The organism is Burkholderia sp. B10, from assembly GCF_004368385.1.
Lineage (GTDB): Bacteria > Pseudomonadota > Gammaproteobacteria > Burkholderiales > Burkholderiaceae > Burkholderia > Burkholderia vietnamiensis.
In genome coordinates this window covers 125,325-150,145 of the sequence record NZ_PQMX01000005.1, presented here as the reverse complement: position 1 = coordinate 150,145, position 24,821 = coordinate 125,325, and the positions used below count along the sequence as shown (strand labels likewise).

Below are 24,821 nucleotides of genomic sequence, written 5' to 3'. Positions count from 1 at the left end.
ACGTATTTCGTCGACGTTCGCTGAATTCCAAACGATGGAGTTGAAGCGCGACATGGGCGTGCACCACGGCTCAATGTCGACAGCCTCCCCCACCCTGGAAAACAGGTATTAAAGTCGCACCCCGTCCATTTGACGAGAGGTGTATTGTTGCGCACGCACCCAAGTCGTTGATCATCGGTTACGTGCACGCCCTGCTCGCGTCACGAGCGACTTTTTCTCATTATGCCGCTCGGGAGCCACATCTGGCATCGCACGCTCTCGAAGGAGCATTAGCAAAATCTTCGCACATACCCACCCCTCATTGTTGCACCAGCGCAACGCGTGCGAGCACGAACAGAACGTGGCTCTCGGCCTTTGCAGTCGGCGCTTTCACGAGTTTTCCCATTAGTAGTATCTGTGGTCACTGTTAGCAGAAACTTCGAACATCAACAGCTGGATAGCGCGGAAGGTTCGCCCAGAATAGCGCGATAGCGCTTGGTGGTCGCCGCAAAAGATCACCCTTTTCGTGCCGCATTCGCCCTCTCGGCCCGTTGGCGCGCGCAATTATACGATCTGACGCGTTTTATGGTCGGCGGCCGGCCTTGCAAATTCAGCGGGCCTGCACCACAATAACCTGTATATTTATACAGTATTCGGTCGACATAGCTTCCATGCACCCCGCCCTCGCCCATCCAGAGCAGATCCATCCGAGCTTGTGGCGCGCCTCGCAGTTGGCGCGCCCAAGCGCGCGGGGCATTGACACCGGTCATGCGGTGCTGTCGGCTGAGCTGCCCGGCGGCGGCTGGCCGGCCAGTGCGCTGATCGAATTGCTCGCGCCGCAGCCTGGAATCGGGGAGTTGCGGTTGCTGGCGCCAGTGCTCGCGCGCGCGGCCGGCAAGCCGGTGATGCTGATCCAGCCGCCTCATGCGCTGCAACCGTTGGCGCTCGCGTATTGGGGCATCGACCCGTCCGGCTTCGTGACGCTGGCGGCGCCGCGCACGGCTGACGCGTTATGGGCCGCCGACCAAGCGCTGCGGGCCGGCACGTGTGCCGCCGTGCTGCTCTGGCAGCAGCACGTGCGCGCGGACGCGCTGCGCCGCCTGAATCTGGCCGCGCAGAACGGCTCGGCGCTGTTTTTCCTGTTCCGGCCGACGGCCGCCGCACGCGATCCGTCGCCGTCGCCGCTACGGCTCGCGCTCGCGCCCAAGCGCGACGGTGTCGACGTCATGTTCCTGAAGCGCCGCGGACTGGTGCGCGATACGCCGTTGTTCGTTCCCTTGTCCCCCTCGCCGATTTTGTTGAACCGCCATGCAAGTCTGGATCGGCGTGCATCTGCCGCACCTCAACCTCGAAGTGTTCCGGCCGCGATCGCCGGCGCCGTCGCCTGACGATGCGCGCGGGCTCGTCGTGCTCGAGGGCGCCCGCGTCGTGGCGCTCGACCGCGCCGCGCGTGCGCTCGGTGTGGTCGCCGGCATGCGCCGCGGTGGCGTGCTGTCCCTCGCGCCGGACGCGCAGATCCGCGAGCGCGACGCCGCGCGCGAGCGCGAGCTCGTGCTCGGGGTTGCTTATGCGCTCCTGCAGTTCACACCAAGCGTCGTCGACGCCGACGAAGCGGTGGTGGTGCTCGACGTGACGGCTAGCCTGCGCCTCTTTCACGGCATCCGCGCGCTGCGCCAGCGCGTGCGCGACGTCGTCGCATCGTTCGGAGTCACCGCGGCGATATCGGTCGCTTCGTCGGGGCCGGCCGCGTGGACGGTCGCCCGTGGCCTGCGCGGCGGCCTCGCGCTGTCCGCGCGATCGCTGCGCCGCGCGCTCGCGCGTGTGCCGCTCGTCGTGGCGCCGGACGCCCGGCGCTACGCGAACTGGTTTGAGGATCTCGGCTGCGAAACGCTGGCCGATCTGCAACGCTTGCCGCGCGCTGGGTTGAAGAAGCGATGCGGCACGCAACTGCTCGACTGGCTCGACCAGGTCGCCGGCACCGCGCCGGCCGCCTACGACTGGCTCGAAATGCCGCCGTCGTTCGACACGCGCGTCGAACTGATGGACCGTGTCGAGCACGCCGAGGCGCTGCTGTTTGTCGCGCGCCGGCTGATCCTGCAGCTGACCGGCTGGCTCACCGCTAAGCAGTTGGACGTCGCCGCGTTCGCACTGCTGCTCGAGCACGAGCGCGGGCGGGACGCGATCGCGCCGACCGAGATCGAAATCGCGTTGGGCGCCCCTACCCGCTTCGAGGAACACCTCACGCGGCTCGTCAAGGAGCGGCTCGGACACGTCGAGCTCGCCGGGCCAGTGATTGCCGTGCGCCTGGTCGCCCGCAGCGTGCAGGAAGCGGCCGCGCCGAGCGACTCGCTGTTTCCCGAGCCGGGTGGCACGCCGCAGGATCACGCACGGCTGCTCGAACTGCTGACCGCGCGGCTCGGCTCCGAGAACGTACTCGTCGCGGCTCCCATGGCCGACTACCGTCCCGAGCCGGCCGCCCGATGGGTGCCGATGCGCGACGCGCCGAAGCCGTCGCCGCTGCCGTCGGACCTGCCGCGTCCTGCCTGGCTGCTTGCCAAGCCTGTGCCCCTGCTCACACGCGAGCATCGCCCGTTTTACGGTACTCCGCTGCGCATGGTGTCGCCAGGCGAGCGCATTGAAGGTGGCTGGCAGGATGGGCAGACCGTGACGCGCGACTACTTCGTCGCCGAGGACGACAACGGCATCTGCTACTGGATCTACAAGGAGCGGCCCACGGCCAGCGACGAGAGCGAAGCGCGCTTCTTCCTGCACGGCTTGTTCGGGTGACCCGTCATGGACGCCGGCAGTTTCGGCGCCCTGCCCGCCTACGCGGAACTTCAGGTCGCCTCCGATTTTTCGTTTCTGCACGGCGCGTCGCGCGCGGAGGAATACGTCGCGCGCGCGGCGCAGCTCGGCTACAGCGCGATCGCGATCACCGACGAGTGCTCGCTCGCGGGCGTCGTGCGCGCGCACGTCGAAGCGAAGGCGGCGAACATGCCGCTCATCGTCGGCTCGCACTTCCGGCTGACGGCCGCCGACGGCTCACCCGCACTCGCCTTCACCGCGCTGGCGATGAATCGCGACGGTTACGGCAACCTCTGCGAATTCATTTCGCTCGGGCGCATGCGTGGCAAGAAGGGCACGTACCGGCTAGCGCCGCTCGATCTTGAACACCCGGAGGCGCCGTACACGCACCTGCGCGGCCTGCCCGACTGCATCGCGATCCTGTCGCCCGACTTCCCAGCCAACGAGCAACGCCTTGACGCGCAGGTCGAATGGTTCGCGTGCGTGTTCGGCGATCGCGCATGGGTCGCGCTGACGCTGCACGCACGCGCGATGGACGACATCCACCGCGGCGTGGTCGAGCGCGTCGCCGCGCGCCACGGCGCGCCGGTGGTGGCCACCAGCTGGCCGCTCATGCACGTGCGATCGCGCAAACCGCTGCAGGACGTTCTGACGGGGATCCGGGTCGGCCGCCCGGTAACGGAGTGCGGGTACGAGCTCGCACCGAACGCGGAGCGTCACCTGCGGTCGCGTCTGCGGCTCGCCAACCTCTACCCCGCCGGCGCGCTCGAGGAAACCGTACGTGTTGCGCGGCGCTGCACGTTCTCCCTCGACGACCTGAAGTACGAATATCCCGACGAACTGGTACCGGCCGGCACCGACCCGGCGACGTACCTGCGCGAACAGACCTACATCGGTGCGCGGCGGCGCTTCCCCGCCGGCATCCCGGTCGACGTTCAGGCGCAGATCGAGCACGAACTGCAGCTGATCGCCGACCTGAAGTACGAGGCGTATTTCCTGACCGTCTACGACATCGTGCAGTTCGCGCGCGAGCAAGGCATCTTGTGCCAGGGACGCGGCTCGGCTGCGAACTCGTCCGTTTGCTATTGCCTCGGCGTGACCGAGGTCGACCCGTCGCGGCAATCGATGCTGTTCGAACGGTTCATCAGCAAGGAGCGCAACGAGCCGCCGGATATCGACGTCGATTTCGAGCATCAGCGTCGCGAAGAGGTCATGCAGTACATCTACCGCAAGTACGGTCGCGATCGCGCAGCGCTGACGGCCGCCGTCACGACGTACCGGCCGCGCAGCGCGTTACGGGAAGCCGGCAAGGCGCTCGGCGTGGACCCGGCGATCGTCGATCGCGTCGCGAAGCAGCACCACTGGTTCGATTCGCGCGCGGATCTGCTGCAGCGGTTTTCCGAGGCTGGCCTCGACCCCGACGCGCCGCTGAATCAGCAGTGGGCCGCATTTGCCGCGCAGCTGCTCGGCTATCCACGTCACCTGTCGCAGCACTCGGGCGGCTTCGTGATCAGCCGCGGCAAGCTCACGCGGCTCGTACCGGTCGAAAACGCCGCGATGGAGGATCGCTCGATCATCCAGTGGGACAAGGACGACATCGAGGCGCTCGGCATCCTGAAGATCGACGTCCTGGCGCTCGGCATGCTGTCGATGGTCCGCCGCGCGCTCGACATGATCTCGGAAAAGCGCGGCGAGACATTCGAGCTGCAGGACATTCCTGCCGAGGACAAGGCGACCTACGACATGCTGTGCGACGGCGACAGCATGGGCGTGTTCCAGGTGGAATCGCGCGCGCAGATGTCGATGCTGCCGCGCCTGCGGCCGCAGTGCTTCTACGACCTGGTGATCGAAGTCGCAATCGTGCGGCCGGGCCCGGTGCAAGGCGGAATGGTGCATCCGTTTCTGCGCCGGCGCCAAGGGCTGGAGCCCGTCACGTTTCCGTCGGAAGGCATGGAGAAGGCACTCGCGCGCACGCTCGGCGTGCCGATCTTTCAGGAGCAGGTGATGCAGGTCGCGATGCTGGCGGCCGGCTTTTCCGCCGGCGAGGCCGACCAGCTGCGCCGCGCAATGGCCGCCTGGAAACGCAAGGGCGGCTTGGAGCCGTACCACGAACGTCTGGTGAGCGGCATGCTCGAGCGCGGCTACGACCGCGAGTTCGCCGAATCCATCTTCGCGCAGATCAAGGGCTTCGGCGAATACGGCTTCCCGGAAAGCCATGCGGCCAGCTTCGCGCTGCTCGTCTACTCGAGCGCCTGGCTGCGTCGGCACGAACCAGCCGTGTTCCTGGCCGCCCTGCTCAACAGCCAGCCGATGGGCTTCTACACGCCGTCGCAGCTGCTGCAGGACGCGCGGCGCCGCGGCGTTGAAGTGCTACCCGTCGATGTCAACGTTAGCACATGGGATTCAGCGCTCGAAGGGCCGGCGACGTCGGCGCCCGTGCGCCTCGGCTTCTCGCTGTTGCGCGGCATGCGCGAGGATGTCGCCGGCCGTATCGAGCTCGCACGTGCAGCGCGGCCCTTCGTCGACGTCGCGGACCTCGCGCGCCGCGCGCGGCTCGATCGGCACGACCTGCAGGTTCTCGCGCGTGCCAACGCCCTTCGCTCACTCACCGGCGGCCGACGCGCGGCGCTATGGCTCGCGGCCGCTGCAGTGCCTGATCGAGATCTGCTGCGCGGCACCGAACGCGACGACACGGTGCCGGCGCTGCCTCAAGCATCGGAGGGCCACGAGATCGTGACGGACTATCGCGCGATGGGCTTCACGCTCGGGCGGCATCCGCTCGCGCTGTTACGCGAGCGCCTGGCGCTCGATCGACTGCAGTCGGCCGAGCAGCTCGCAACGCTGCGCAGCGGGCAGCTCGCGCGCGCGTGCGGACTGGTCACGGTACGCCAACGGCCGGGCACGGCGAACGGTGTCCTATTCATGACGCTTGAGGACGAGACGGGCCAGGTGAACGTGATTCTCTGGCCCGGACTGCTGGAGAAGTTTCGGAAGGAAGCGCTCGGCGCCGCATTGCTCGCCGTGTACGGTGTGTGGCAGGCGGAAGGGAAAGTGCGGCACCTGATCGCGAGCAAACTCGTCGACAGGACCGAGTTGCTTGGTGCGCTGCCGACGACGTCACGGGAGTTTTGCTGAATCTCCTCTGTCCCAAGTCGGTGCAGTTGATCGCGGACACTTGACTTCGGGGAGCGCCCGGTATGCTCGTCAATATCAATTTCCTATTTACGACTGGAGAAAAGATGTCGACCTTCCACGAACTTCTCGCACAACGCGCCGCTCTTGAAGCGGAAATTGAGGCCGCCAAGGCAGAGGAACGTTTGATTGCACTGGAGGAAGTCAAACGACTGGTGGACGAGTTCGCATTCTCGACGCGAGAAGTCTTTGGTACGAGCGCGGTTCGCAAGCGCCAGCCTGTGCAGCCGCGGTATCGCGACCCCGCGACCGGCGCAACTTGGAGCGGCCGCGGCCGGTCACCAGCGTGGATCGACGGGAAAGACCGCTCGCAGTTTCAGATCGCGCCGCCAACCGTCCAGGGGTGAATTGGACGCCAGCACTCGATACCTTCGACTTGCCCCACTCGCTGCCGGGGTGGTCAATCCGGCTGGCCGCGTATCAACCAACGTTGTCCCCATGGGACTGTTCGAGATGCCCGAAAAATTTGAATTTGATACTGAAGTCGATCCCGTGTTGTTCGATCACGCGCTCGAACGCGCAACCGAAGACTTCCGCCGAGTCGTGATGTCGATCACGGCGCGCTATTGCACTTCTGGCCTGACAGTCTTTGTCACATGGCCTGCACTTCTCGAAATCGAAGAGGAGGCTTTTTCGGATCTCGGCTTCCAGAGCCGGAATGAAGCCGCTGTCGTAGCTGCGCTTCCTCGAATCGGGCCTACCACGCTGCCCGGCGTGGATCTGAACGCCTTGATCGACTGGGATTTGTCCGCAGAGCCGCTGCCGGTCGCTTACCGATGTGTCCGGGACCACCTGCGCTCCATGTCATCGGCCGCACAGCGCGGCGGCGAAGTGTGAGACCGTCGTTGCTCGAAGCAATCAGCATGGCCGGCCACTGGTGTTGTACACATTGGCATACCGCAAACCAGCCAGCCAAGCGCCGGCAATATGCCGACGACGTTCCAGTGGCCGCGTCGGCGCAGCCGAGCCAGTACCCCATCCGTCTGAAGACCAGGGGCGCGAATCGTAGATTCGCGTTATGCTTGCGGTATCCAATATCCAGTATATAAGATCAAATGGACGATCCGACTCTTTGGCTGTCGGCACCGACCGATGCGTACCAGCAGTGGCAACGCACCGAGGCGGCAGGCGCCGATCGGCGTGCGTTCTCTCCTCGGTCGATCGTCCAGCATGAGGCCATGTTCGAGCGCTTCATGCGCCACCTAACCGCTGCCCGGCGGTCGCTGGCCACCTTCGGGCCCGACCACCTCGAGTCGTTCTTCGCCGATCTCGATCGCCGGTGCAAACCTGGCACCACCACACGTCTGCGGTACCAGAAGCTCCTTGATCGGCTCGGCCGACACTTGGTCGACGTTGGTGTGCGGAAAACGAATCCCGCGGCGGTCTATACGTTGTCGCAGACGTGGCCGGACGACGAACCGGTTCCGATCTACCTCGTCGAAGACGACGACCACCGACTGCAGGCTTCGATCAGGTCCATCGATGGACTCGACGATCGCGCGTTGCGCAACCGAGCGATCGTCGGCCTCTTGCTGTCGACTGGCATCACCGCACAGGAAATCCGGCACACGGCCGCCGCTGATCTAGACCTATCTCCGGCTCGGCCTCACCTCCGGATACCAAAGCGCGGACCGCGCGAAGAACGTCGGATCAACATCGACGAATTTACGGCGCGGGCGCTGGTGAGCTGGCGAAACCGCTCCGGGACCACCGGCAACCCACTCCTGTTCCCGTCACCCCGCGCCGGCGGCCCGATGACGGACGAGATGCTCGGCCGGATCGTTCGGGACGAGCTCCTCGCGATCGACGTTCGGCTCCCCGACATGAGCCCGCGCACCCTGCGGAACACGTTCGCCAGGCGCCTGCTGCTCGCCGGCAGAAGCAACGACGACGTCATGCATCTCCTGGGCCTGACGAGCCAGCGTACCGTGATCCGCATTCGGGCGACGATCCCGACCGTGCCTCAAGCTTTACCTTAGACTTGACTTCGTCTCCGCCTCGATAGCCTGAAAAAGCCAGCAACTTCGCTGGCTTTTCGCTATTGGAACATTCAATATGGACTACGCATCGCGCTACACGGACCTCGTCTACTCCGCCAACGGTGGCATCGCCGTCTGCCGCTACCGGCTGCTCGCGCTCGCGCCGGAACCGACGCAACTCGTCATTCAGGTCGAGAACCACGGCGGTAACAAGGACATCCTGATCACCGATCACATCGTCCGCGACGGAATCCTCAACCGAATCGCCGATCGCGAACTGACGGGCGTCCCGTTCGAAATGCTCTGCGTCGCCTTGACCGAGGCCGGCCAACATCACATCGTCTTCGTCGAAGCCGATCTCGAGGACTACATTCACCGCGGATATCCGTATGAGCGATGCGTACAGCCGGCCGCACGTGGCCGGCATATTGAGCGCATCTCGATCAATTCCCGTGACCTGGTGGTCGGCCGGGCCCGCCTGCAGACCGCGCATGCGACTCCTACGCTCGCAGATGCCAGTCTCGCAGCCATCCTCGACCGGCCGACCTCCGCGTAAGCGCCTAATACGCGGGCGTGTAGCCACGGCTGGGCATCACGTACCGAGTCCTATCGCCAACAACAACGGAGGCGACAGGCAGAAAAGAACCCGGTGCAGACGCACCGGGTTGGGTTCCAAAGTGTCGGGCTTCAAGCCCCCTGCGAGAACAGATCGACAGGCGCCAGGTTCTGTATCGTGAGGTGCTCGGTATTCGATATCGCGCGGTCGACGAGAAATCGATCAAGCTCCGCCGGCGTCAGGTTGTGCCGCTCGGCCAGATGCGCAAAGTATTGCCCGCGCTTGGCCATCTCCTGATACCGGCCCGCCATACCTGCCGGAAGCCGAAGAATGCCCTCGTTCAGCCAGAACCGCGCCGACTCCATCCCCGAGCGCTGCTGCGCCTTCACGGCCCAGGCAGCATCGACGCTGCAGGTCACGAACGCACACGCTGCCTCGACGTCCACGTCGAACTTATCGCCCTCTTCGAAATAGACGATCTGCTCACCGGACCTCGTGCGCGCATATCGGCTTGGTCGCTCCGGATGGCGGTAGCGATTCCACTGTTCCGCGGCGTAATCGCGAAGTCCATCCGTGGGCACCTCGGCGTCGTACGCGCCGACAAAGAACCACCCATGATGCGGGATGTCGATCTTCGGCAGCGGGTCCACGACCGGCACGTGGTAACGCCGTCCGAGCCGATGCACGTCGAACCAGACCGACAGCGCGGGAAACGCATGCGGCGCGTAGTGGTGCATCGAGAGATAAAAATCGATCGCCACCAGCTGCGCCGGCGTGATCATCTCGAACTGCACGTCGCAGAGCACCCGGTTCTCCGGCGTTTCGGGTATCTCGCCCGTGGCCAGCGCGGCCTCATGCCGCTCAGCGCGCTCGACCTCAAGCGCGTCAAGCGTCAGCAGGTACTGCAGCAATCGAACACGCTCCTGGTATGAAAGAACGTCCGGCCTAACCGCCAGATACCCGGCTTCGCTCAGCTTCCGGCCGACGAGCTCGCGACGGCCGAGATCCCATTGCACGGCCATCAGGTAGTTGCGAAGGCGATTCAGGCCCTCCAGATGACGGTGGCCGGCTTCCTTCACCATCGACTCCATCGAACGATCACGCTCGCCGGTCACGCAACAGAACGCGCATCCGAATCTTATATAACTAGACCAAACTGGACAATCCGTGAGTGGCTGTGTGGAATCGCCCTCGCACAAAGGGACTTCATTCATCAACATGGCGCCTAAATAGGCAGGCAGCAAGAAGACCACGTGTCTAATGGCTGAAAATGTCAGTGCGGACTGTTCCCCGCCGCGCTCCCTAACTCTCGGTGCCTCCGAAAACAGAAAGTCCCCAGACCCGCCACAAGCCCCCTCAACGAGGCCAGACCGGTCCGTCAGTCGCCACAGGGAGAAGAAATCTGAACTACGGAATGGACGAATATAGCCACCGCGCGGTCGTTGCTATAATCGGTGATGTGACTTTGATGATAATCCCTGTAATCATCAAACTCCTTCGCGATCACAATCCGACTCATGAGTTCGAGATCGGGTGTCATGGCGCGCGAGGGAGGCGCCTCTTCAGGACGTGCAACTAGACGTCCGGCTGGGTCTCGCCAACCGGGCAGCAATCTACGAGTCTCCGTTCATTGCTATTGACGAACAGCTACGCCCCTTCGCGCTAGAAAAGAGTTAGTGAATTGTCGAGGGTCATCGAAGCTTGAAAGGCGAGCTTAGCCCATGTTCAAGGAAAAATTTCACCTCGCCTTGAACTTTCCCAAGGCTAGTTCGCCGAGCGTTGAACTCTTGATGCGAACTCCGGACCTGCTTCCCGCGCCGGCAGACCCTACGGTGTCTCGATAAATACGAGCAACCGGACGCGTGTTCCATGCTTTTCGCATGGCATGGACGGCTCGCGTTCCGCTGAAGCGCTCTACGAGCAAGTGCGAAACTCTCCCTTGGCGGAAGCGCCAGACGGCAGAACGATGCCGCTCGCGGGCGTGAGCATTGTACAACCGCTCTTTTAGAGCCGTGTCCATGGCCATACGACAAAGTCTATAGAGGCCATCGATTTTTATATATAGAAATCAAGTTTGGGCTACAAGGACCGTCATTCAGCATGACCGTTGCGATCGTCTAGAGGCGCCAACGAAACAGTGAAAGAAAAATCCCAGTCATAGGAGGGAAACATGAGATTCTTTAATCGTCTCAGCGTGCGACAAAAGCTGATGCTCGCAATGACCGCGTCCGTACTGATGTTTGTGATCGTCTCGACGACACTGTCAGTCGCGCTCACCGGCGCGAGCTTGAAAGAGCGTGCACGTGAGCAAGACTTACCCACCGCGCTGGGGGAGATAAGAAGCGAAGTTCTTCGACAGATCGCCGCACCAGTGGCGTTGACGCGTAGTTTGGCGACTAACGAATATATTCTGAATTGGGAAGAACAAGGCCTGCCGGAGCAAGGCGCTGCGGCATGGAAGACCTACGCCCAAACTCTAAAAAACGAGTCACACGCGGCGACCATTGCGTGGGTCTCAGAAAAGACAGGGAAATACTTGGACGAGAACGGCTTCTCTCGAACTGTGCAAAGAAGCGACGCAACTGACAACTGGTTTTACGACTTCTTGTCGAAAGGAAAACAATTAGAAATTAAGCTTGGAAAAGACAAGGCTTCGTCCGTCTATAACCTTTTCATCGACGCGAGGTTCGACGTAAATGGAAAAATAGGTGTGGCCGCCCTCGGGTTGTCAGTTAACGAGCTTGCGGACTTCATTCGGAAGCAAAAAATAGGCAATAGCGGGTTTGTATATCTTGTAAGCCCGGACGGTGCTTTCGTCATTCACCGCGACGCTGCTTTGGCCGACGGCCAACACTTTCTCAGGGACACCAGCGGGTTCAACCAAGAGATGGTGACGAAGCTACTGATGGGCCAACGATTTTCGTCCGTCTCCTATTCGGCGACTGATGGCGAGCGTATTGCTGCCGCGTCGTATGTGCCGGAACTGAATCTGTACATTGTTGCTGAAGTGCCCCAGGCTGAGATTCTGGGGAAGATTACGCAAACCTCCACGATATCTGCTCTTCTTGCAGCCCTTGTTGGTGGTGGCATCGGACTATTGATCATAGCTTTCGTTAGCAAATCAATCGCCGGCCCAATTAAACGCGCAGCAGAAATGCTTCGGGAGATAGCGGATGGCCACGGAGACTTAACGCGAAGGATGAAAGTTGAAACTTCGGACGAGGTAGGAATGCTCGCGCAGTCTTTTAACCGATTTATCGATTCACTGAACCGCCTAATCGGTGACGTCCGTGTAAGCACGGTCACTATCTCATCGGCCTCGCGCGAGATCGCAGTCGGTAACTTAGATCTGTCTGTACGCACTGAGGCCCAAGCGTCTAGTCTTGAAGAGACGGCAGCGGCGATGGAGGAGCTCACTTCGACCGTTCAGCAGAACGCGAATAATGCCCGCGAGGCAAATCGGTTGGCTTTCGTTGCAGCTGATCGAGCCAGGCAAGGGGGAGAAGTCGTCAGTGACGTTGTGTCTACGATGGGCACTATTACTGAATCTTCGCAAAAAATTGTCAATATTATTTCCGTGATCGACAGCATCGCCTTCCAGACGAATATCTTGGCACTCAATGCCGCAGTCGAGGCTGCACGAGCCGGTGATCAAGGGCGAGGATTTGCGGTCGTTGCATCGGAAGTTCGCTCGCTTGCTCAACGGAGCGCAAGCGCTGCTAAGGAGATAAAGACGTTAATTGACAGTTCGTCTAAAAGCGTTGAAGCGGGACGGCAGCAAGTCGCGAACGCGCAGGTATCAATGTCTGAACTAGTTGCAGCGGTTGAAGGTGTGAGCGAAATCATCACCGATATTGCCAATGCCAGTTCTGAGCAAAGTGATGGCATTGGGCAGATCAACCTGGCCATTATGCAAATTGACAGCAATACGCAACAAAACGCAGCTCAAGTCGAACAAGCCGCGGCAGCAGCTAAGTCAATGGAGGAGCAGGCCTCAAGCTTAAGCATCATAGTTGAGAAGTTTAGACTCGATGAGAGGCTTCGGAATTGAATCCTCCTTAACGGCGCGACGCCGGCCAAAGCACTCAGGTTTCCTTATGTCAAACTGGCGTCTAGCGGATCACTGGCCTGCTGGCGTTTGCAATGGTTTCGGCTCTAGCACGGCTCTTTGTTTAGCGGAGAGCTATCGTCAAGAGTGGTGTATGAGCAGCATCGTGACGGGCGAATTCAAGCGGCGAGTTTCTGCTGAACCGGTCGATCGTCTTGCACCGGTTCGCCGTCCTTGAAGGGGACGCCTTCGAGCAACAGCTTGATCTTTTCCGGTCCGTTGATGCGACGCCAGGTTTTCTCCGCCTCCTCGATCAGCTTGAATGCCAGACCGAGGAAGGTGGGCCGCGACACACAGTTACGCGTACGCGTCGTTCGATGGCGTACCGTCGCGAACGTCGACTCGATCGCGTTGGTCGTCCGCAAATGCTGCCAGTGCTCAGCGGGGAAGTCGTAGAACGCCAACAGGCTCTCGCGATCCTTTTTCAGCGTCTCGGTTGCCTTCGGATATTTCACCGAATGGATCGACACGAAGCGATCGAAAGCGGCGTACGCGTCGGCTCGTGTGGCAGCCATCCAGATCGCCTGCATGCCCGCCTTTGCGCGTGCTTGTTGCGACTTGGGTAGCGCATTGAGCACATTGCCCATCTTGTGAAACCAGCAGCGCTGGCCACGCGTCGCCGGAAACACCTCTTCCAGAGCCGCCCAGAAGCCCATTGCACCGTCGCCGACGGCCAGCCGTGGACCCGCTTGCAAGCCCCGCGATTTCAGATCGAGCAGCAACTCAAGCCACGATGCCTTGGTTTCTCGATACCCGTCACCGATAGCCACGCGCTCTTTGCTCCCATCCGGCTTCACGCCGATGATCACCAGCAATGAAATGAACGCGTCCCACTCGTGAGCGAAAGGAAGTAAGGTGGATCCTCACGGGCCAACGGCATCAATGTGCCCCGATGGAAAGCGCACGCACTTTCCGGCAACCGGAGGATCCACCCATGAATGCTACGCCAGTTGGAGTTGACATTGCCAAAAACGTGTTTCACGTGCACTACATCGACCCGGAAACGGGAGAGGTCGTGAATAAAGCAATAAGGCGCACGCAGTTTCTCGAGCATTTCGCAAATCGTGCGCAGTGTCTGATCGGTATGGAGGCATGCGGTGGGGCGCACCATTGGGCGCGACAGCTGATGGCGATGGGACATCGGGTGAAGTTGATGCCAGCGAGGTTTGTGAAGGCGTTCAACATTCGCAATAAGAGCGACGCAGCGGACGCAAAGGCGATCTGGCTGGCAGTACAGCAACCGTCTAAGGCTGTGGCAATAAAGACCGAGATGCAGCAGGCGGTATTGATGATGCATCGGCAGCGGGAACAACTGGTGAAGTTCCGCACCATGCAGATCAACGGTCTTCGCGGGATGTTGGCCGAGCTCGGCGAGGTGATGGGGAAAGGTCGGCTGGCGCTAACGAAATCAATCCCCGACGCGCTTGCGCGCGTCGAAGAGCGCCTATCGAAGGTCCTGATAGATACGCTACGTGAACAGTGGGCGCGGATCGAAGAGCTGGACAGTGAAATCGAGACCATTGAAAGGCGACTCGGCGCGTGGAAGAAGGAGGACAAGGCGGTGAAGGCGATTATTGAGATCCCGGGCGTGGGCCTACTGACGGCGACGGCGGCAGCTGCAATGATCGGCGATCCGAAGGCGTTCAGATCAGGGCGCGAGTTTGCGGCGTGGGTCGGACTTGTGCCAAAACAGACCGGCTCGGGCGGCAAGGTGACCCTGCACGGGATTAGCAAAAGAGGGGACACTTACCTACGCACGCTACTGATTCACGGCGCGCGATCCGTGCTGACGCATGCGAAAGAACCTGGTCCATGGCTCGAGCAGATGAAAAAAAGACGGCCGCCAAACGTGGTGGTGATCGCATTGGCAAACAAGATGGCGCGGACAATCTGGGCAGTGCTCGCCCATGACCGGCCATATGAGAAAGGGCACGTGAGCGTGAAACCAGTCTGATAGGGTACGCGGTAGAAAATCAACGTTCGGTACAAGCTGAAGGCGGAAAGGTTGCGTCGGGTAATCGTGTGGGATGACAAGATAGGTCGGACCGGGACTCGCTAAACCTGGAATGCCTGCCGAGCTTCGAGCTCGCACCAGCAACGAGGCGTGAGTCAGCGGATTTCATCGGGGCCAGCAGCGGCAGTATCAGCTGCACTAAAGGCCGGATATACAGCTGCAACCCATCCTGTCGATGTTGGAACTCACGAAACTCTTGCGCAAACGGGACGCGTTCATATACAGGCACTGGCCATCGGAGTTCTCGCTGCGCAGCCCGGTGTGAATGCCGTCGACCCACCAATAGACGTAGTACGACTTCGACAGGTCACGCCGGCTCCACGCGGCATGCTCTTCGGCCCACTGCGCTTTCAACCGACTCACGACATTCGCCGACAAGCCCTTCGCATCTTCGCCGAGCAGCACACGCAGCGCTTCGCCCATATCGCCCGTCGAGATGCCCTTCAGATACAGCCACGGCAGCGCCGCGCTAACACGGGGCGACTTCCTCACGTACGGCGGGACGATCGAGGAATTGAACTTCACCCCTGATCCTGATCGATCGCGTACCTTCGGCACCTTCACGGGGACCGGCCCGGCCGCCGTCAGTACCTCGCGTTCGGGCAAGTAGCCGTTGCGCACTACGGCGCGTTGCCCGTGCAGTGTCTTCACGTTCGTGAACCGTTCAAGCAGCTCTGCCAGCTCCGCTTCAATCGCTTGCTGAATCACTTGCCGCGCCCCTTGACGGATCAGGTCGTCCAACCCGAGGCCGGATCCCGATAGACCGATGACCGCTTTTTCCGTATTCTTGCTCATGGTGGATGGTTTTGTTGTTCGCTAGTTTCCGACTTCGACAATCAGATTCTCAGCTGAAACCACCACCGCCTTCAATTTCCCGCCTCAACTCCCCCGTACACCACTTCCGACTTTAGCTCTTTAGCGGACTGGTACCGCTTCAATGGAAAGCCGCGAAAAGCCGAACCTTTTCTGCCAGATTGGCTGCTCGCGCGCGCCCCTCGGTGTCAAGGTACAAACCACCCTCTCTCACGGCACGCTCCAAATTGCGTGCTGCATCCTGCAAGTCGGCGTCAAGCGCACGCTGTCGGAACATAGTGTCGAGTGTGATTGCGCCGGATAGCAGTCGTGAGAAGTCAGGAGTACGGCCGGACGCCTGCTCATTGAGGGCATATGCAGCGTCGCGTAGGCCTGTGTAAATTCTGGTTCGATTTGCCATTGGTTCTGGATGTTGGGGTCGCTGAACGGAATAGCGCAAGCGGCGAATCCCGAGACAGCTATCGGCTACCGCTTGCTGCCATTAGCATGGGACTGCGTGTGTTCTTCATTGCTGTACTGCGAGTCTTTGCGAATCCACAGTCTCATTCAGTTGTAGCCTAGAATAGCCACAGACATAACGTCCGGACGTCCTTGGTAAGTTCCCACCAGAGAAGTCATTGGCGCTTTGAGCAGGCGTGCGTACTCGCTTCCGGTGCTATCGTCCGATGAAGACAATCTCTTCGACTGCCGATTTGCTGGGTTGCGACCCAAGCCTGGGTTCGTGCCTATAGGTTTGACTAACATTTGCTCACCTTTACGTTAAGGATTTGACGCGCCCTTGTCTTCCTTGTGCTTCGGGGCCAGGGACCCGAGTGCCGCCGCTGCCGAGTGTCGCCGCCGTGCATCAAGAGGACGTGAGCATGATGCAAAGAACCAACGCTAGCGGGTGCAATGCGCGCAAGTACGAACGAACTCACGACTGCGCAATTCCCTCTTAAAAACCTGCGATTGCTTTCGCATTCTCGAAAGCAGCCTCAATTTCGCCGATTGACGCACTCTCCATCTGTTGCTCGAAGGTACCAACGACTTTACTGACGGCACGAAGTTGGTCTTCTGTGAATACCCAATGTCCAACATCCACACCTTTCACCACAGTGCGCGTGATTGCAAGTTCAGCGTCGCGGAGGCTTTTTGCGCATACGTGTTCGAACCCACGCGCTGATAAGACTCCCGCCACGATGATGACTTCGAGGAGCGTCCTTACGGTAGATGCCGAGCCACGACCCGTTCGCAATACGTGCAATGAGAGATGGCACCGCGTTGCGAGCAAGGTGATGGAGCTTTGTGGGAGCAATTCTTCGGCTTGAGCAACGGCCTTCCCCGCCGGTGGGCACGCCTGATTTTCACCATACGGATTTCCTACATACACAATGCTTTCCGTGTTCTCCGATAGCCAAAAAAGGCCCCCAGCCATGGACTGGGGGACGAGGTCGGGGCCCGTTCTTGACAGGAGAGTGAACCGCCCCGAGTTTTGTGGAGGCTCCAACTCTTGAGAGAATGGAGCCATGAACAAGAAGCCAAGCAAGTTTTCCCCGGAAGTCCGAGAGCGCGCAGTGCGCCTCGTACGCGAGCAGCGTAGCGAGCACCCGTCGATGTGGGCGGCAGTCGAATCGATTGCGCCGATGATCGGCTGCACGCCGCAGACGTTGTTGGATTGGGTTAAGCGCGACGAGGTCGACCGTGGAGAGCGCGATGGCGTGAGTACGGCCGAGCGTGAACGCATCAAGGCCTTGGAGCGCGAGGTCAAGGAACTGCGCCGGACCAATGAGATTCTCAAACTGGCGAGCGCGTTTTTCGCCCAGGCGGAGCTCGACCGCCGTTTCAAGTCCTGAAGGCCTTCATTGATCAGCATCGCGACACCTTCGGGGTCGAGCCGATCTGCAAGGTCTTGCGGATTGCCCCGTCGGGCTACCGACGCCATGCAGCACAACTTCGCGATCCGTCGAAGCGCTGCGCCCGCGCGAAACGCGATGAGCTTTTGCAACCGGAGATCAAGCGTGTCTGGCAGGCCAACATGCAGGTCTACGGCGTGCCGAAGGTCTGGAAGCAGATGAACCGGGAAGGCATTGCAGTGGCACGCTGCACGGTCGGACGGTTGATGAAACTGCAGGGCTTGCGTGGCGCAGTTCGCGGTAAGCGTGTTCGCACGACGATTCCCGAGGTGACCGCGCCGCGCCCGCTGGACCGAGTCAACCGGCAGTTCAAGGCTGACCGACCGAATCAGCTCTGGGTGTCGGATTTTACGTATGTCTCGACATGGCAAGGCTGGCTGTACGTGGCATTCGTGATCGACGTGTTTGCCCGCCGTATTGTTGGCTGGCGCGTCAGCTCGTCGATGACCACGGACTTCGTTCTGGATGCACTTGAACAAGCGCTGTACGCCCGCCAACCGGGTGAGGACGGGACTTTGATTCATCATTCCGACAGAGGGTCTCAATACGTCAGCATCCGCTACAGCGAACGGCTGGCTGAGGCCGGCATCGAGCCGTCGGTCGGCAGCCGGGGCGACAGCTACGACAATGCGCTGGCCGAGACGATCAACGGCCTGTACAAGACGGAACTGATTCATCGGCGCGCCCCTTGGAAAACGAGGGAATCCGTCGAACTGGCAACGCTGGAATGGGTCGCCTGGTACAACCGTCATCGGCTGATGGAACCGCTCGGCTATATCCCGCCTGCTGAAGCTGAGGCAAACTACTACAGGCAACTCAGAAATGCCGCTGACGTGTCCGCATTAACTTAAACCAACCAGCCTCCACGATTCCCGGTGCGGTTCAGAGATTCGTGGGCCCCGAAGCCGGTGTGGGTCTTTCGTCTCTCGACGGTTAGCCCTTGAAAGTACAGAAGCAGGTTAATTGGATGCTCGCCCCCGCTTCGCTAGTTGAGCAGGCTGATAGTTACGCCTGGCCGATAGAATGAGAAAAAAGCCCCGGGCAAGCCGGGGCATAAAAGGACGCGTCGGAGGAGGCCAGCGCGTCCGAGACCCCTGAATTGAATCAGTTCAAACCAGCCGCACCGTTCAATACCCTCGCGTGGTGAGCGATGTGGTCGGCGATAAATGTTGAAATAAAGAAATAGCCGTGGTCATATCCTTCGTGCCGTCTCAGCGTAAGAGGCTGTCCCACCGTCTCGCATGCTTTTTCAAATATCTCCGGATTCAACTGCTTCTCCGTAAGAAACTTGTCGTCCAGCCCTTGGTCGATGAGAATCCCGTCGGGAAACCGGCTACTCATCGTCCACATGAGTTCGCTGGCGTCGTAGCGCTTCCACTCGTTGCGGTCATCTCCAAGATAGCCGCTGAACGCGCCCAGTCCCCAGTCGCATTGCATCGGCGCTGCAATTGGGGCAAAAGCAGAAACCGACTTATAAATATGCGGATTGCGCAGGGCCAGGACCAGGGCACCATGTCCGCCCATCGAATGGCCGAAGACGCCAATTCGGCTTCCATCGATAGGAAAATGCTCCAATGCAAGTTCGCGAAGCTCGTCTTTCACGTACGAGTACATCTTGAAATGCTTGTTCCAAGGTGCCACGGTCGCGTCAACGTAAAAGCCGGCGCCGGCGCCAAATTCCCAGGAGTTCTTCTCCCATGGAATGCCTGTATCTCGGGGGCTGGTATCCGGCGAAATAAGCGCGATGCCGTGCTCGGCCGCATAGCGCTGAGCACCGGCCTTGATGGGAAACGTCTCTTCGGTACAGGTCAACCCGGCGAGGTAAAAGAGTGCCGGCACCTTCTTCGTTGCTGCTTGCGGAGGAAGGTAAATCGAAAACTTCATCGGCACGCCGACCGCGCGTGAAGAGTGCCGATAAACAGCCTGCGTACCGCCGAAACTTGCATGTTCCTCGACCTTATCGAGCAGCATCAGATCTCCTTAATAGATGATGACAGACCGGATGGAATCGCCCTTCTTCATGAGGTCGAAGCCCTCGTTCACTTGCTCGAGTTTCAGATGATGAGTAATCAGGTCGTCGATGTTGAGCTTGCCTTCCATATACCAGTCGACAATCTTCGGAACATCGGTACGGCCGCGCGCTCCGCCGAAGGCGGAACCCTTCCACTCGCGGCCCGTGACGAGCTGGAACGGGCGCGTGCTGATTTCCTGGCCTGCAGCAGCTACGCCGATGATGAACGACTGGCCCCACCCCTTGTGCGTGCACTCCAGTGCCTGGCGCATCAGGGTCGTGTTGCCGACGCATTCGAACGAGTAGTCAGCGCCGCCGTCGGTCAGTTGCACAATATGGTCGACGACGTTGTCCACTTCCTTCGGATTGACGAAGTGGGTCATGCCAAATTTCTTCGCCAACTCGACACGGCCGGGGTTGATGTCCACGCCGATGATTTTGTCGGCGCCGACCATCTTCGCGCCTTGAATCACGTTCAAGCCAATACCACCGAGCCCGAACACGACCACGTTGGCACCCGCTTCAACCTTTGCCGAGAAAACCACAGCACCCACGCCCGTAGTGACACCGCAGCCGATGTAGCAAATCTTGTCAAAAGGGGCGTCCTCACGTACTTTCGCGACAGCAATCTCAGGAACCACGATGTAGTTCGAGAACGTTGATGTGCCCATGTAGTGAAACAAGGGCTTGCCGTCGAGCGAAAAACGAGAGGTTGCGTCAGGCATCAAGCCCTTGCCTTGAGTGGCTCGAATCGACTGACACAGATTCGTCTTGCGCGAGAGACAGAACTTACATTGGCGACATTCCGGCGTGTAGAGCGGGATGACGTGGTCACCCTTCTTCAAGGTGCCTACTCCCGGGCCAACATCGACCACGACCCCTGCGCCCTCGTGACCTAGAATCGCGGGGAAGATACCTTCGGGGTCCGCGCCAGAAAGCGTGTAGTAGTCGGTGTGACAGATTCCGGTTGCTTTTACCTCAATCAAGACTTCACCAGCCCGCGGACCCGCCAAGTCCACCTCTTCTACGGTCAAGGGCTCACCGGCCTTCCATGCAACTGCTGCTTTCGTCTTCATCTATCTAGCCTTATTTGTTGAAAAATTGGGTCTGATGCATCGCGTGCGTCAGCAGGGCGTCAGGCGCTCGCTTGACGAGGCGCTTCAGGCTGCTGTGTCGGCAACTGAGCGGCGGGGAACACGCCGGACATCACGATAAAACCTGGCAAGCGCTTGACGCGGTCCGTCCATCGGCGTACGGCCGCGTAGTCTCCGAGCGAAACGCCGCCCTCGTCTGACAGCATGATGTACGGGAAGCAAGCAATATCGGCAACGGTCGGATGAGCAGCGCGGCAAAGGAATTTGCCGCCGCTTTTCTCGCGCAGCCAAAGATGTTCGTCGAGGATTCTGAGCAACTCGTGCGCGCGCCTTCTACACGCCTCTTCATTAAAATCGAAGAAAAATAGGTCATGCAGGCGAGCTGCCGAAATGGACCCTGTGAGGCTGTCGGCGAATGAAAGCCACATCTGAACCTCGCCGGCGAGCGCCGCGTCTGCGGCCGGGTACCACTGCTCGGTCTTGTCGTACTTCGAAGCAAGGTAGACCAAGATTGCTTGCGCGTCCCGAATCGTGAAGTCGCCATCGGTAAGTGCAGGCAATTGTCCGAGCGGATTGATCCGAAGGAACGCGTCCGACTTGTGCGCCTTACTCGGGTAGAACTCGACAGGCTCAAGCTTGTGCTCCAAGCCAAGGATGTTGAGCAGCAGTCGGACCTTGTAGCAGTTGCCGGAAAGTTCGTAATCGTAGAGCGTAATCATGGTCACTCACATTAGACGTCGAGCACGAGCTTCTTGCTCTTGCATCGAGAAACGCACGGCATAATCCACTTTCCGCTTTCGCGTTCCCGCTTTGAAAGGTAGGTGTCGTGGTGCTCCAACTCTCCGCTGAGCACTGCGGTCATGCAGGTCCCACAAACACCCTGCTCACAAGAGGCTTCGAGAGCTACGCCTTCGTCCCAACAAGCTTTTAGAAGTGTCTTGTCCGGCGGCACCATGAAAGTCTTGCCGGATTTCGCCAACGTTACTTCGAAGGCTTCACCGCCAGTCGGGATATCTGTGTTCTTGAAGTATTCGAACCGCACGGACTCTTCAGGGATACCTCGCTTACAAGCAACATCCTTGACCGTGTCAATCATCGGACCCGGCCCGCACGTGTAGACCTCGGTCTGCTCCGGGGTGAGCTTTTCGACGATTTCCTCGAGCCGGCGCCGGGTTCCCTCAACGTCCAGGCCTGTATGGATGAATACGTTGCGCCCGAGCGTACGTAGCCGCTCCTGAAACGGGGTGTGCTCCGGGCCACGCACGAAGTAGTGCATCGCATACTTGTCGCCGCTCGCGTTCAGCGCCTGAGCCATCGCGAGAATCGGGGTGATGCCGATACCGCCAGCAATGAGGACGGGTGTACGGCCATTGCGCCGCAATGGAAATCCGTTCCGGGGAACCGTGATTTTGAGTTCCGAGCCTTCCTTTACGTCGTCATGCATGGACTTCGAGCCGCCAACCGACTGCAGTTCTCGTTTGACGCCAATCAGGAAAGCGTCGCGCTCATGCGGTCCGTTGATAATCGAGTATTGGCGAACGAAACCCGAAGGCGTCGTGACGCTCACATGCATGCCAGGCGTGAGCTGCGGTAACGTACGGCCAATCGGCGTGAGGGCGAACGAAACGATGTCGCCAGTTTCCTGTACGCGAGACGTGACTTTGCAGCGGTACTCAGCCGACGAGGTCTGAGGAGCAGCGACGACAACCGGCACGGGCACAGGTATCTGTGTCGACTTGCGCGCGGCGACGACCTTTGTGACGGGTTGCTCGACGCTAGCCCGCTCGAGCGCTCGTCGAAACTCGCCGAACACATGCGAGAAGCGCTCGAAAAAGCTACGGCTTACAGGCTCTTGAAGGAGCGCATTCACATGGACGATCGTCTTGTCCGCGGAATGCGGCTGAATATAGAAATGCAGACCGGACCGGCCGTTCTCTCCGACAGACAGAGCAACAGAGTCGTTTCCGAACTGTCGAAGGCCGACGCTCCCTGGGTCTTGGTCAAAGCACTCAGCGAAGCAGATGCCGTCCTCGAGGAGTCCTTTGGCAACCTCGTCAGCAGGTAGGTTGAACGGTAGGCTTCTTACAAACGAGAAGGTCGAACCACCTTCTTGCGTTTTGATTAGGGGCGGGTCGCCGACAGGCGCGCCGAGTGACGCCCAAACAAGTCCACCGGCTTCACGCACGGCGAACGTGCTCACACATGCCTTACTGGGTTCCGTTGCGTCTCTGTGTGCGGGCACAAACGTGCAGCCGCCCGAGCCGCTCTCGTACGTCCAGCCGTGGTACTGACATCGCAGCTCATGTCCGAGATTGATGCCGAGCGAGAGCCGCAAGCCGCGATGGGGACATCGATTTTCCCATGCGTTTGCAATGCCGTTGTCATCGCGCCATACCGCCAACTCTTGACCTGCGAGGGACGTCTGGAAGACGTGACGCTCACTGAGGACCTCGGTGCTGGAAATTGGGTACCAGCGATTCGAATCAAATGAACTCATGAATCTCAATCCCTTGTCAGTCACGGATTGCGCCGTATGTAAGACCACCGTCGCGCATCCACTTGCGATATGCCGTTGCCAGAACATCAGCACGGACCGGGTTCTCTGTCTTTGCCGTAAGGGGAAGGCGCCGCGGAACCTGGTTGACGAGAATCATCAGGTCCTGGCCGAAGATGGTCTGCTGGAAATGACGGAGTTGTTCGTCCGAATTCACGTCATCCACGTAGCACATCAACGTATGAGCGATGCACCACTCCTCGTCGACGGGCTGTATGAACAGACACAGGACGTCCCAGCGTGACGGGTCCGGCGGACACGTTTTGTACAGAATCGCGACGTATGGCCGGGTGACGCGATAGATGTAGTCCATGTCGAGTGCGTCCGTCGCCGTCGCGGAACCGCGGGGCTGCGGAAATTTGCATTCGGTCGCGATGATTTCGTCGACCGTCTCGTCGTACTTGACCTGGTAAGGCGCGACATCGGTGTGTGGCTCAGCGCCGAGGATGTCCGTATGGACGAACGGAAAATGCGCCATATCAAGGAAGTTCTCAACCGCCCGCAGACCAGACGTGTTCACGCGTGTGGACCCGGCGCTCACGATGCGCCGATCCGGTTCCGCGAATTCGGGAACCTCGAAAAGACTCCTCGGGTTTGATGAGAACGACAACCAAAGTGCGCCGTACTGCTCCTTGGCAGACATTGGGCGCTCCGTGCCGTCGTCGTCCCACTGTGCCGTCACTTCAGCGTTCTTGCGGCTGTACGAGACGACGCGACCGAGCAGGCGAGTATGAAATCTGCGGTCCGGAAGAACGTCTTCCAATGCCGCGACGGGGTGCCAGTCATCGAACAGTTGCTGGTCAAAATTCACATGTCCCTCCTATATTGGCTTGTCAGATAGCTCAACTGGTATACCAGACTCTATAACAAAAAAAATCGCTGGGGCAAGCGATTTCTTGTTGGGAGTAACACTGAGGCAGCCTGTTAGAAGGCTTTATAAACCGCCGAGAATGTGCCGGCCCGCGTGCGCGGGCCGGGGCTGGTGCAGAAGAGTTTAGAGCGCTAACGCCAGCCTGAGGTCCACTTCCGGCGTAACCAGGGCGTCAAATCGATAACCACGGATGACCAAGTTGTAGTGCGACGCGAGAAGCGCTTTGGCCGCGGCAGCGTCCTTCTTTTCCAGACATTCGACCAACTGGGAATGTTCATCGCGCAGTTGGCAGTAATCGAATCCCACACGAAACATCGCGTTGATGAGCGCTTCGCGGCGCCTCAAATGATGATGGATCTGAGTGAGCGTTGCGTTGTTGAGAAAGGAAATAATCAGTTCATGAAACTCTCGCCCAAGCTTATCACCCAAGTCGTGCCGCCCCTTCTCGAATGCTGCCTTTTCTTTGACGGTGTGCGCACGAAGCGTCTTGAGCTGGTCAGGTGTGACGCTCTTAATCAACTGGTCAATCACCCCGCTTTCAAGCACGAGCAGCATCTGATAAAGCTCGAACGCGTCGTCGAATGTCGGGCGCCACACCGCAGACGAGCGCTTTGGCGAGATTTCCACAAGCCCATCTTGGGAAAGGCGGATAAGTGCCTGCCGCACCACGGTTCGACTCACTCCGTAGAGGTCCGCGATGTCGCGCTCGTTCAGCTTGGCGCCCGGCGGCAGCTTGCGGTGATAAATCGCATCCGAGATTGCACCTACTATCTTCTGAGTCAGCATGTGATGGGCAGTGCGCCGGCCTGGCGCATAGGAGGTTGGGGCAACAGTCGGAAGACCATGGTGCCTAAGTTGGGCGTTTTGGCACCACAGAATGAGACGGTGCGCCAGCAGCGCAGCCATCGGGTCAGCCGACAGTCCGGTTACATATTCTAGCGTTCTTTGCTATC

Annotated in this window: 17 protein-coding genes, 2 pseudogenes and 1 other annotated feature; of the genes and pseudogenes, 10 read left to right on the top strand and 9 right to left on the bottom strand. The window is 60.0% G+C overall.

Annotation, left to right across the window (positions count from 1 at the left end; all coding sequences use genetic code 11):
- The first annotated feature begins 650 nt into the window (after positions 1-650).
- The 7 genes from imuA (at position 651) to C3Y15_RS04570 (ending at position 8,511) form a co-directional block, all read left to right on the top strand.
- Positions 651-1,367, top strand: a complete 717-nt coding sequence (gene imuA / locus C3Y15_RS04600; protein WP_124259858.1) for a translesion DNA synthesis-associated protein ImuA — start codon at positions 651-653, stop codon at positions 1,365-1,367.
- Entirely contained in the window at positions 1,288-2,766 is a 1,479-nt protein-coding gene (locus C3Y15_RS04595; protein WP_166677039.1) for a DNA polymerase Y family protein, read from the top strand. Before imuA ends, C3Y15_RS04595 begins: the two co-directional genes overlap by 80 nt.
- Positions 2,767-2,772: 6 nt before the next feature.
- Positions 2,773-5,919, top strand: coding sequence for an error-prone DNA polymerase (locus C3Y15_RS04590; RefSeq protein WP_124259857.1), 3,147 nt, complete (start codon positions 2,773-2,775; stop codon positions 5,917-5,919).
- 104 nt (positions 5,920-6,023) lie between these two features.
- On the top strand, positions 6,024-6,323 hold the full coding sequence (locus tag C3Y15_RS04585) for an H-NS histone family protein (RefSeq protein ID WP_043292978.1): 300 nt from the start codon (positions 6,024-6,026) through the stop codon (positions 6,321-6,323).
- Positions 6,324-6,414: 91 nt separating this feature from the next.
- Positions 6,415-6,813, top strand: coding sequence for a DUF2471 family protein (locus C3Y15_RS04580; protein ID WP_224056765.1), 399 nt, complete (start codon positions 6,415-6,417; stop codon positions 6,811-6,813).
- A gap of 218 nt (positions 6,814-7,031) precedes the next feature.
- On the top strand, positions 7,032-7,955 hold the full coding sequence (locus tag C3Y15_RS04575) for a site-specific integrase (protein ID WP_069224441.1): 924 nt from the start codon (positions 7,032-7,034) through the stop codon (positions 7,953-7,955).
- Between the two features lie 76 nt (positions 7,956-8,031).
- A complete protein-coding gene (locus C3Y15_RS04570) occupies positions 8,032-8,511 on the top strand; it encodes a hypothetical protein (RefSeq protein WP_124259856.1) in 480 nt (159 codons plus the stop codon).
- 131 nt (positions 8,512-8,642) lie between these two features.
- Here the strand turns inward: C3Y15_RS04570 and C3Y15_RS04565 are convergent, their stop codons facing one another.
- Positions 8,643-9,593, bottom strand: a complete 951-nt coding sequence (locus C3Y15_RS04565) for a hypothetical protein (RefSeq protein WP_208328094.1) — start codon at positions 9,591-9,593, stop codon at positions 8,643-8,645.
- 1,088 nt (positions 9,594-10,681) lie between these two features.
- Here C3Y15_RS04565 and C3Y15_RS32520 point away from each other — a divergent pair.
- Positions 10,682-12,562, top strand: a complete 1,881-nt coding sequence (locus C3Y15_RS32520) for a methyl-accepting chemotaxis protein (RefSeq protein WP_279588460.1) — start codon at positions 10,682-10,684, stop codon at positions 12,560-12,562.
- Positions 12,563-12,738: 176 nt separating this feature from the next.
- Here the strand turns inward: C3Y15_RS32520 and C3Y15_RS04555 are convergent.
- Positions 12,739-13,434: pseudogene (locus C3Y15_RS04555) on the bottom strand (IS256 family transposase); the annotation flags it as partial.
- A 119-nt stretch (positions 13,435-13,553) separates the two neighbouring features.
- Between C3Y15_RS04555 and C3Y15_RS04550 the strand changes: the two are divergent.
- Positions 13,554-14,573, top strand: a complete 1,020-nt coding sequence (locus C3Y15_RS04550; protein WP_124259855.1) for an IS110 family transposase — start codon at positions 13,554-13,556, stop codon at positions 14,571-14,573.
- 282 nt (positions 14,574-14,855) lie between these two features.
- Here the strand turns inward: C3Y15_RS04550 and C3Y15_RS04545 are convergent.
- Positions 14,856-15,428: pseudogene (locus tag C3Y15_RS04545) on the bottom strand (transposase); the annotation flags it as partial.
- A gap of 1,523 nt (positions 15,429-16,951) precedes the next feature.
- Here C3Y15_RS04545 and C3Y15_RS04535 point away from each other — a divergent pair.
- A protein-coding gene (locus C3Y15_RS04535; protein WP_106919311.1) for an IS3 family transposase occupies positions 16,952-18,189 on the top strand; the annotation gives its coding sequence in 2 pieces (ribosomal slippage) (positions 16,952-17,243 and positions 17,243-18,189; 1,239 coding nt in all).
- Positions 17,233-17,349: a sequence feature (AL1L pseudoknot), on the top strand. Its footprint overlaps the gene before it by 117 nt.
- 253 nt (positions 18,190-18,442) lie before the next feature.
- Here C3Y15_RS04535 and fghA read toward each other — a convergent pair.
- The 6 genes from fghA to C3Y15_RS04505 all read right to left on the bottom strand — a co-directional run bounded on the left by fghA (position 18,443) and on the right by C3Y15_RS04505 (position 24,774).
- On the bottom strand, positions 18,443-19,306 hold the full coding sequence (fghA, locus tag C3Y15_RS04530; protein ID WP_124259871.1) for an S-formylglutathione hydrolase: 864 nt from the start codon (positions 19,304-19,306) through the stop codon (positions 18,443-18,445).
- Between the two features lie 12 nt (positions 19,307-19,318).
- Positions 19,319-20,425: an S-(hydroxymethyl)glutathione dehydrogenase/class III alcohol dehydrogenase gene (locus C3Y15_RS04525; protein ID WP_124259853.1), complete on the bottom strand. Its 1,107-nt coding sequence runs from the start codon at positions 20,423-20,425 to the stop codon at positions 19,319-19,321.
- 59 nt (positions 20,426-20,484) lie between these two features.
- Positions 20,485-21,162: a glutathione S-transferase gene (locus tag C3Y15_RS04520; protein ID WP_124259852.1), complete on the bottom strand. Its 678-nt coding sequence runs from the start codon at positions 21,160-21,162 to the stop codon at positions 20,485-20,487.
- 11 nt (positions 21,163-21,173) lie between these two features.
- Positions 21,174-22,940, bottom strand: a complete 1,767-nt coding sequence (locus tag C3Y15_RS04515; protein WP_166677038.1) for a Rieske 2Fe-2S domain-containing protein — start codon at positions 22,938-22,940, stop codon at positions 21,174-21,176.
- A 16-nt stretch (positions 22,941-22,956) separates the two neighbouring features.
- Positions 22,957-23,808 (bottom strand): aromatic ring-hydroxylating dioxygenase subunit alpha, encoded by an 852-nt coding sequence (locus C3Y15_RS04510; RefSeq protein WP_124259850.1) that lies wholly within the window; start codon positions 23,806-23,808, stop codon positions 22,957-22,959.
- Positions 23,809-23,991: 183 nt separating this feature from the next.
- Complete coding sequence (locus C3Y15_RS04505; RefSeq protein ID WP_243860191.1) at positions 23,992-24,774, bottom strand: GntR family transcriptional regulator; 783 nt, start codon at positions 24,772-24,774, stop codon at positions 23,992-23,994.
- Between the last annotated feature and the right edge of the window lie 47 nt (positions 24,775-24,821).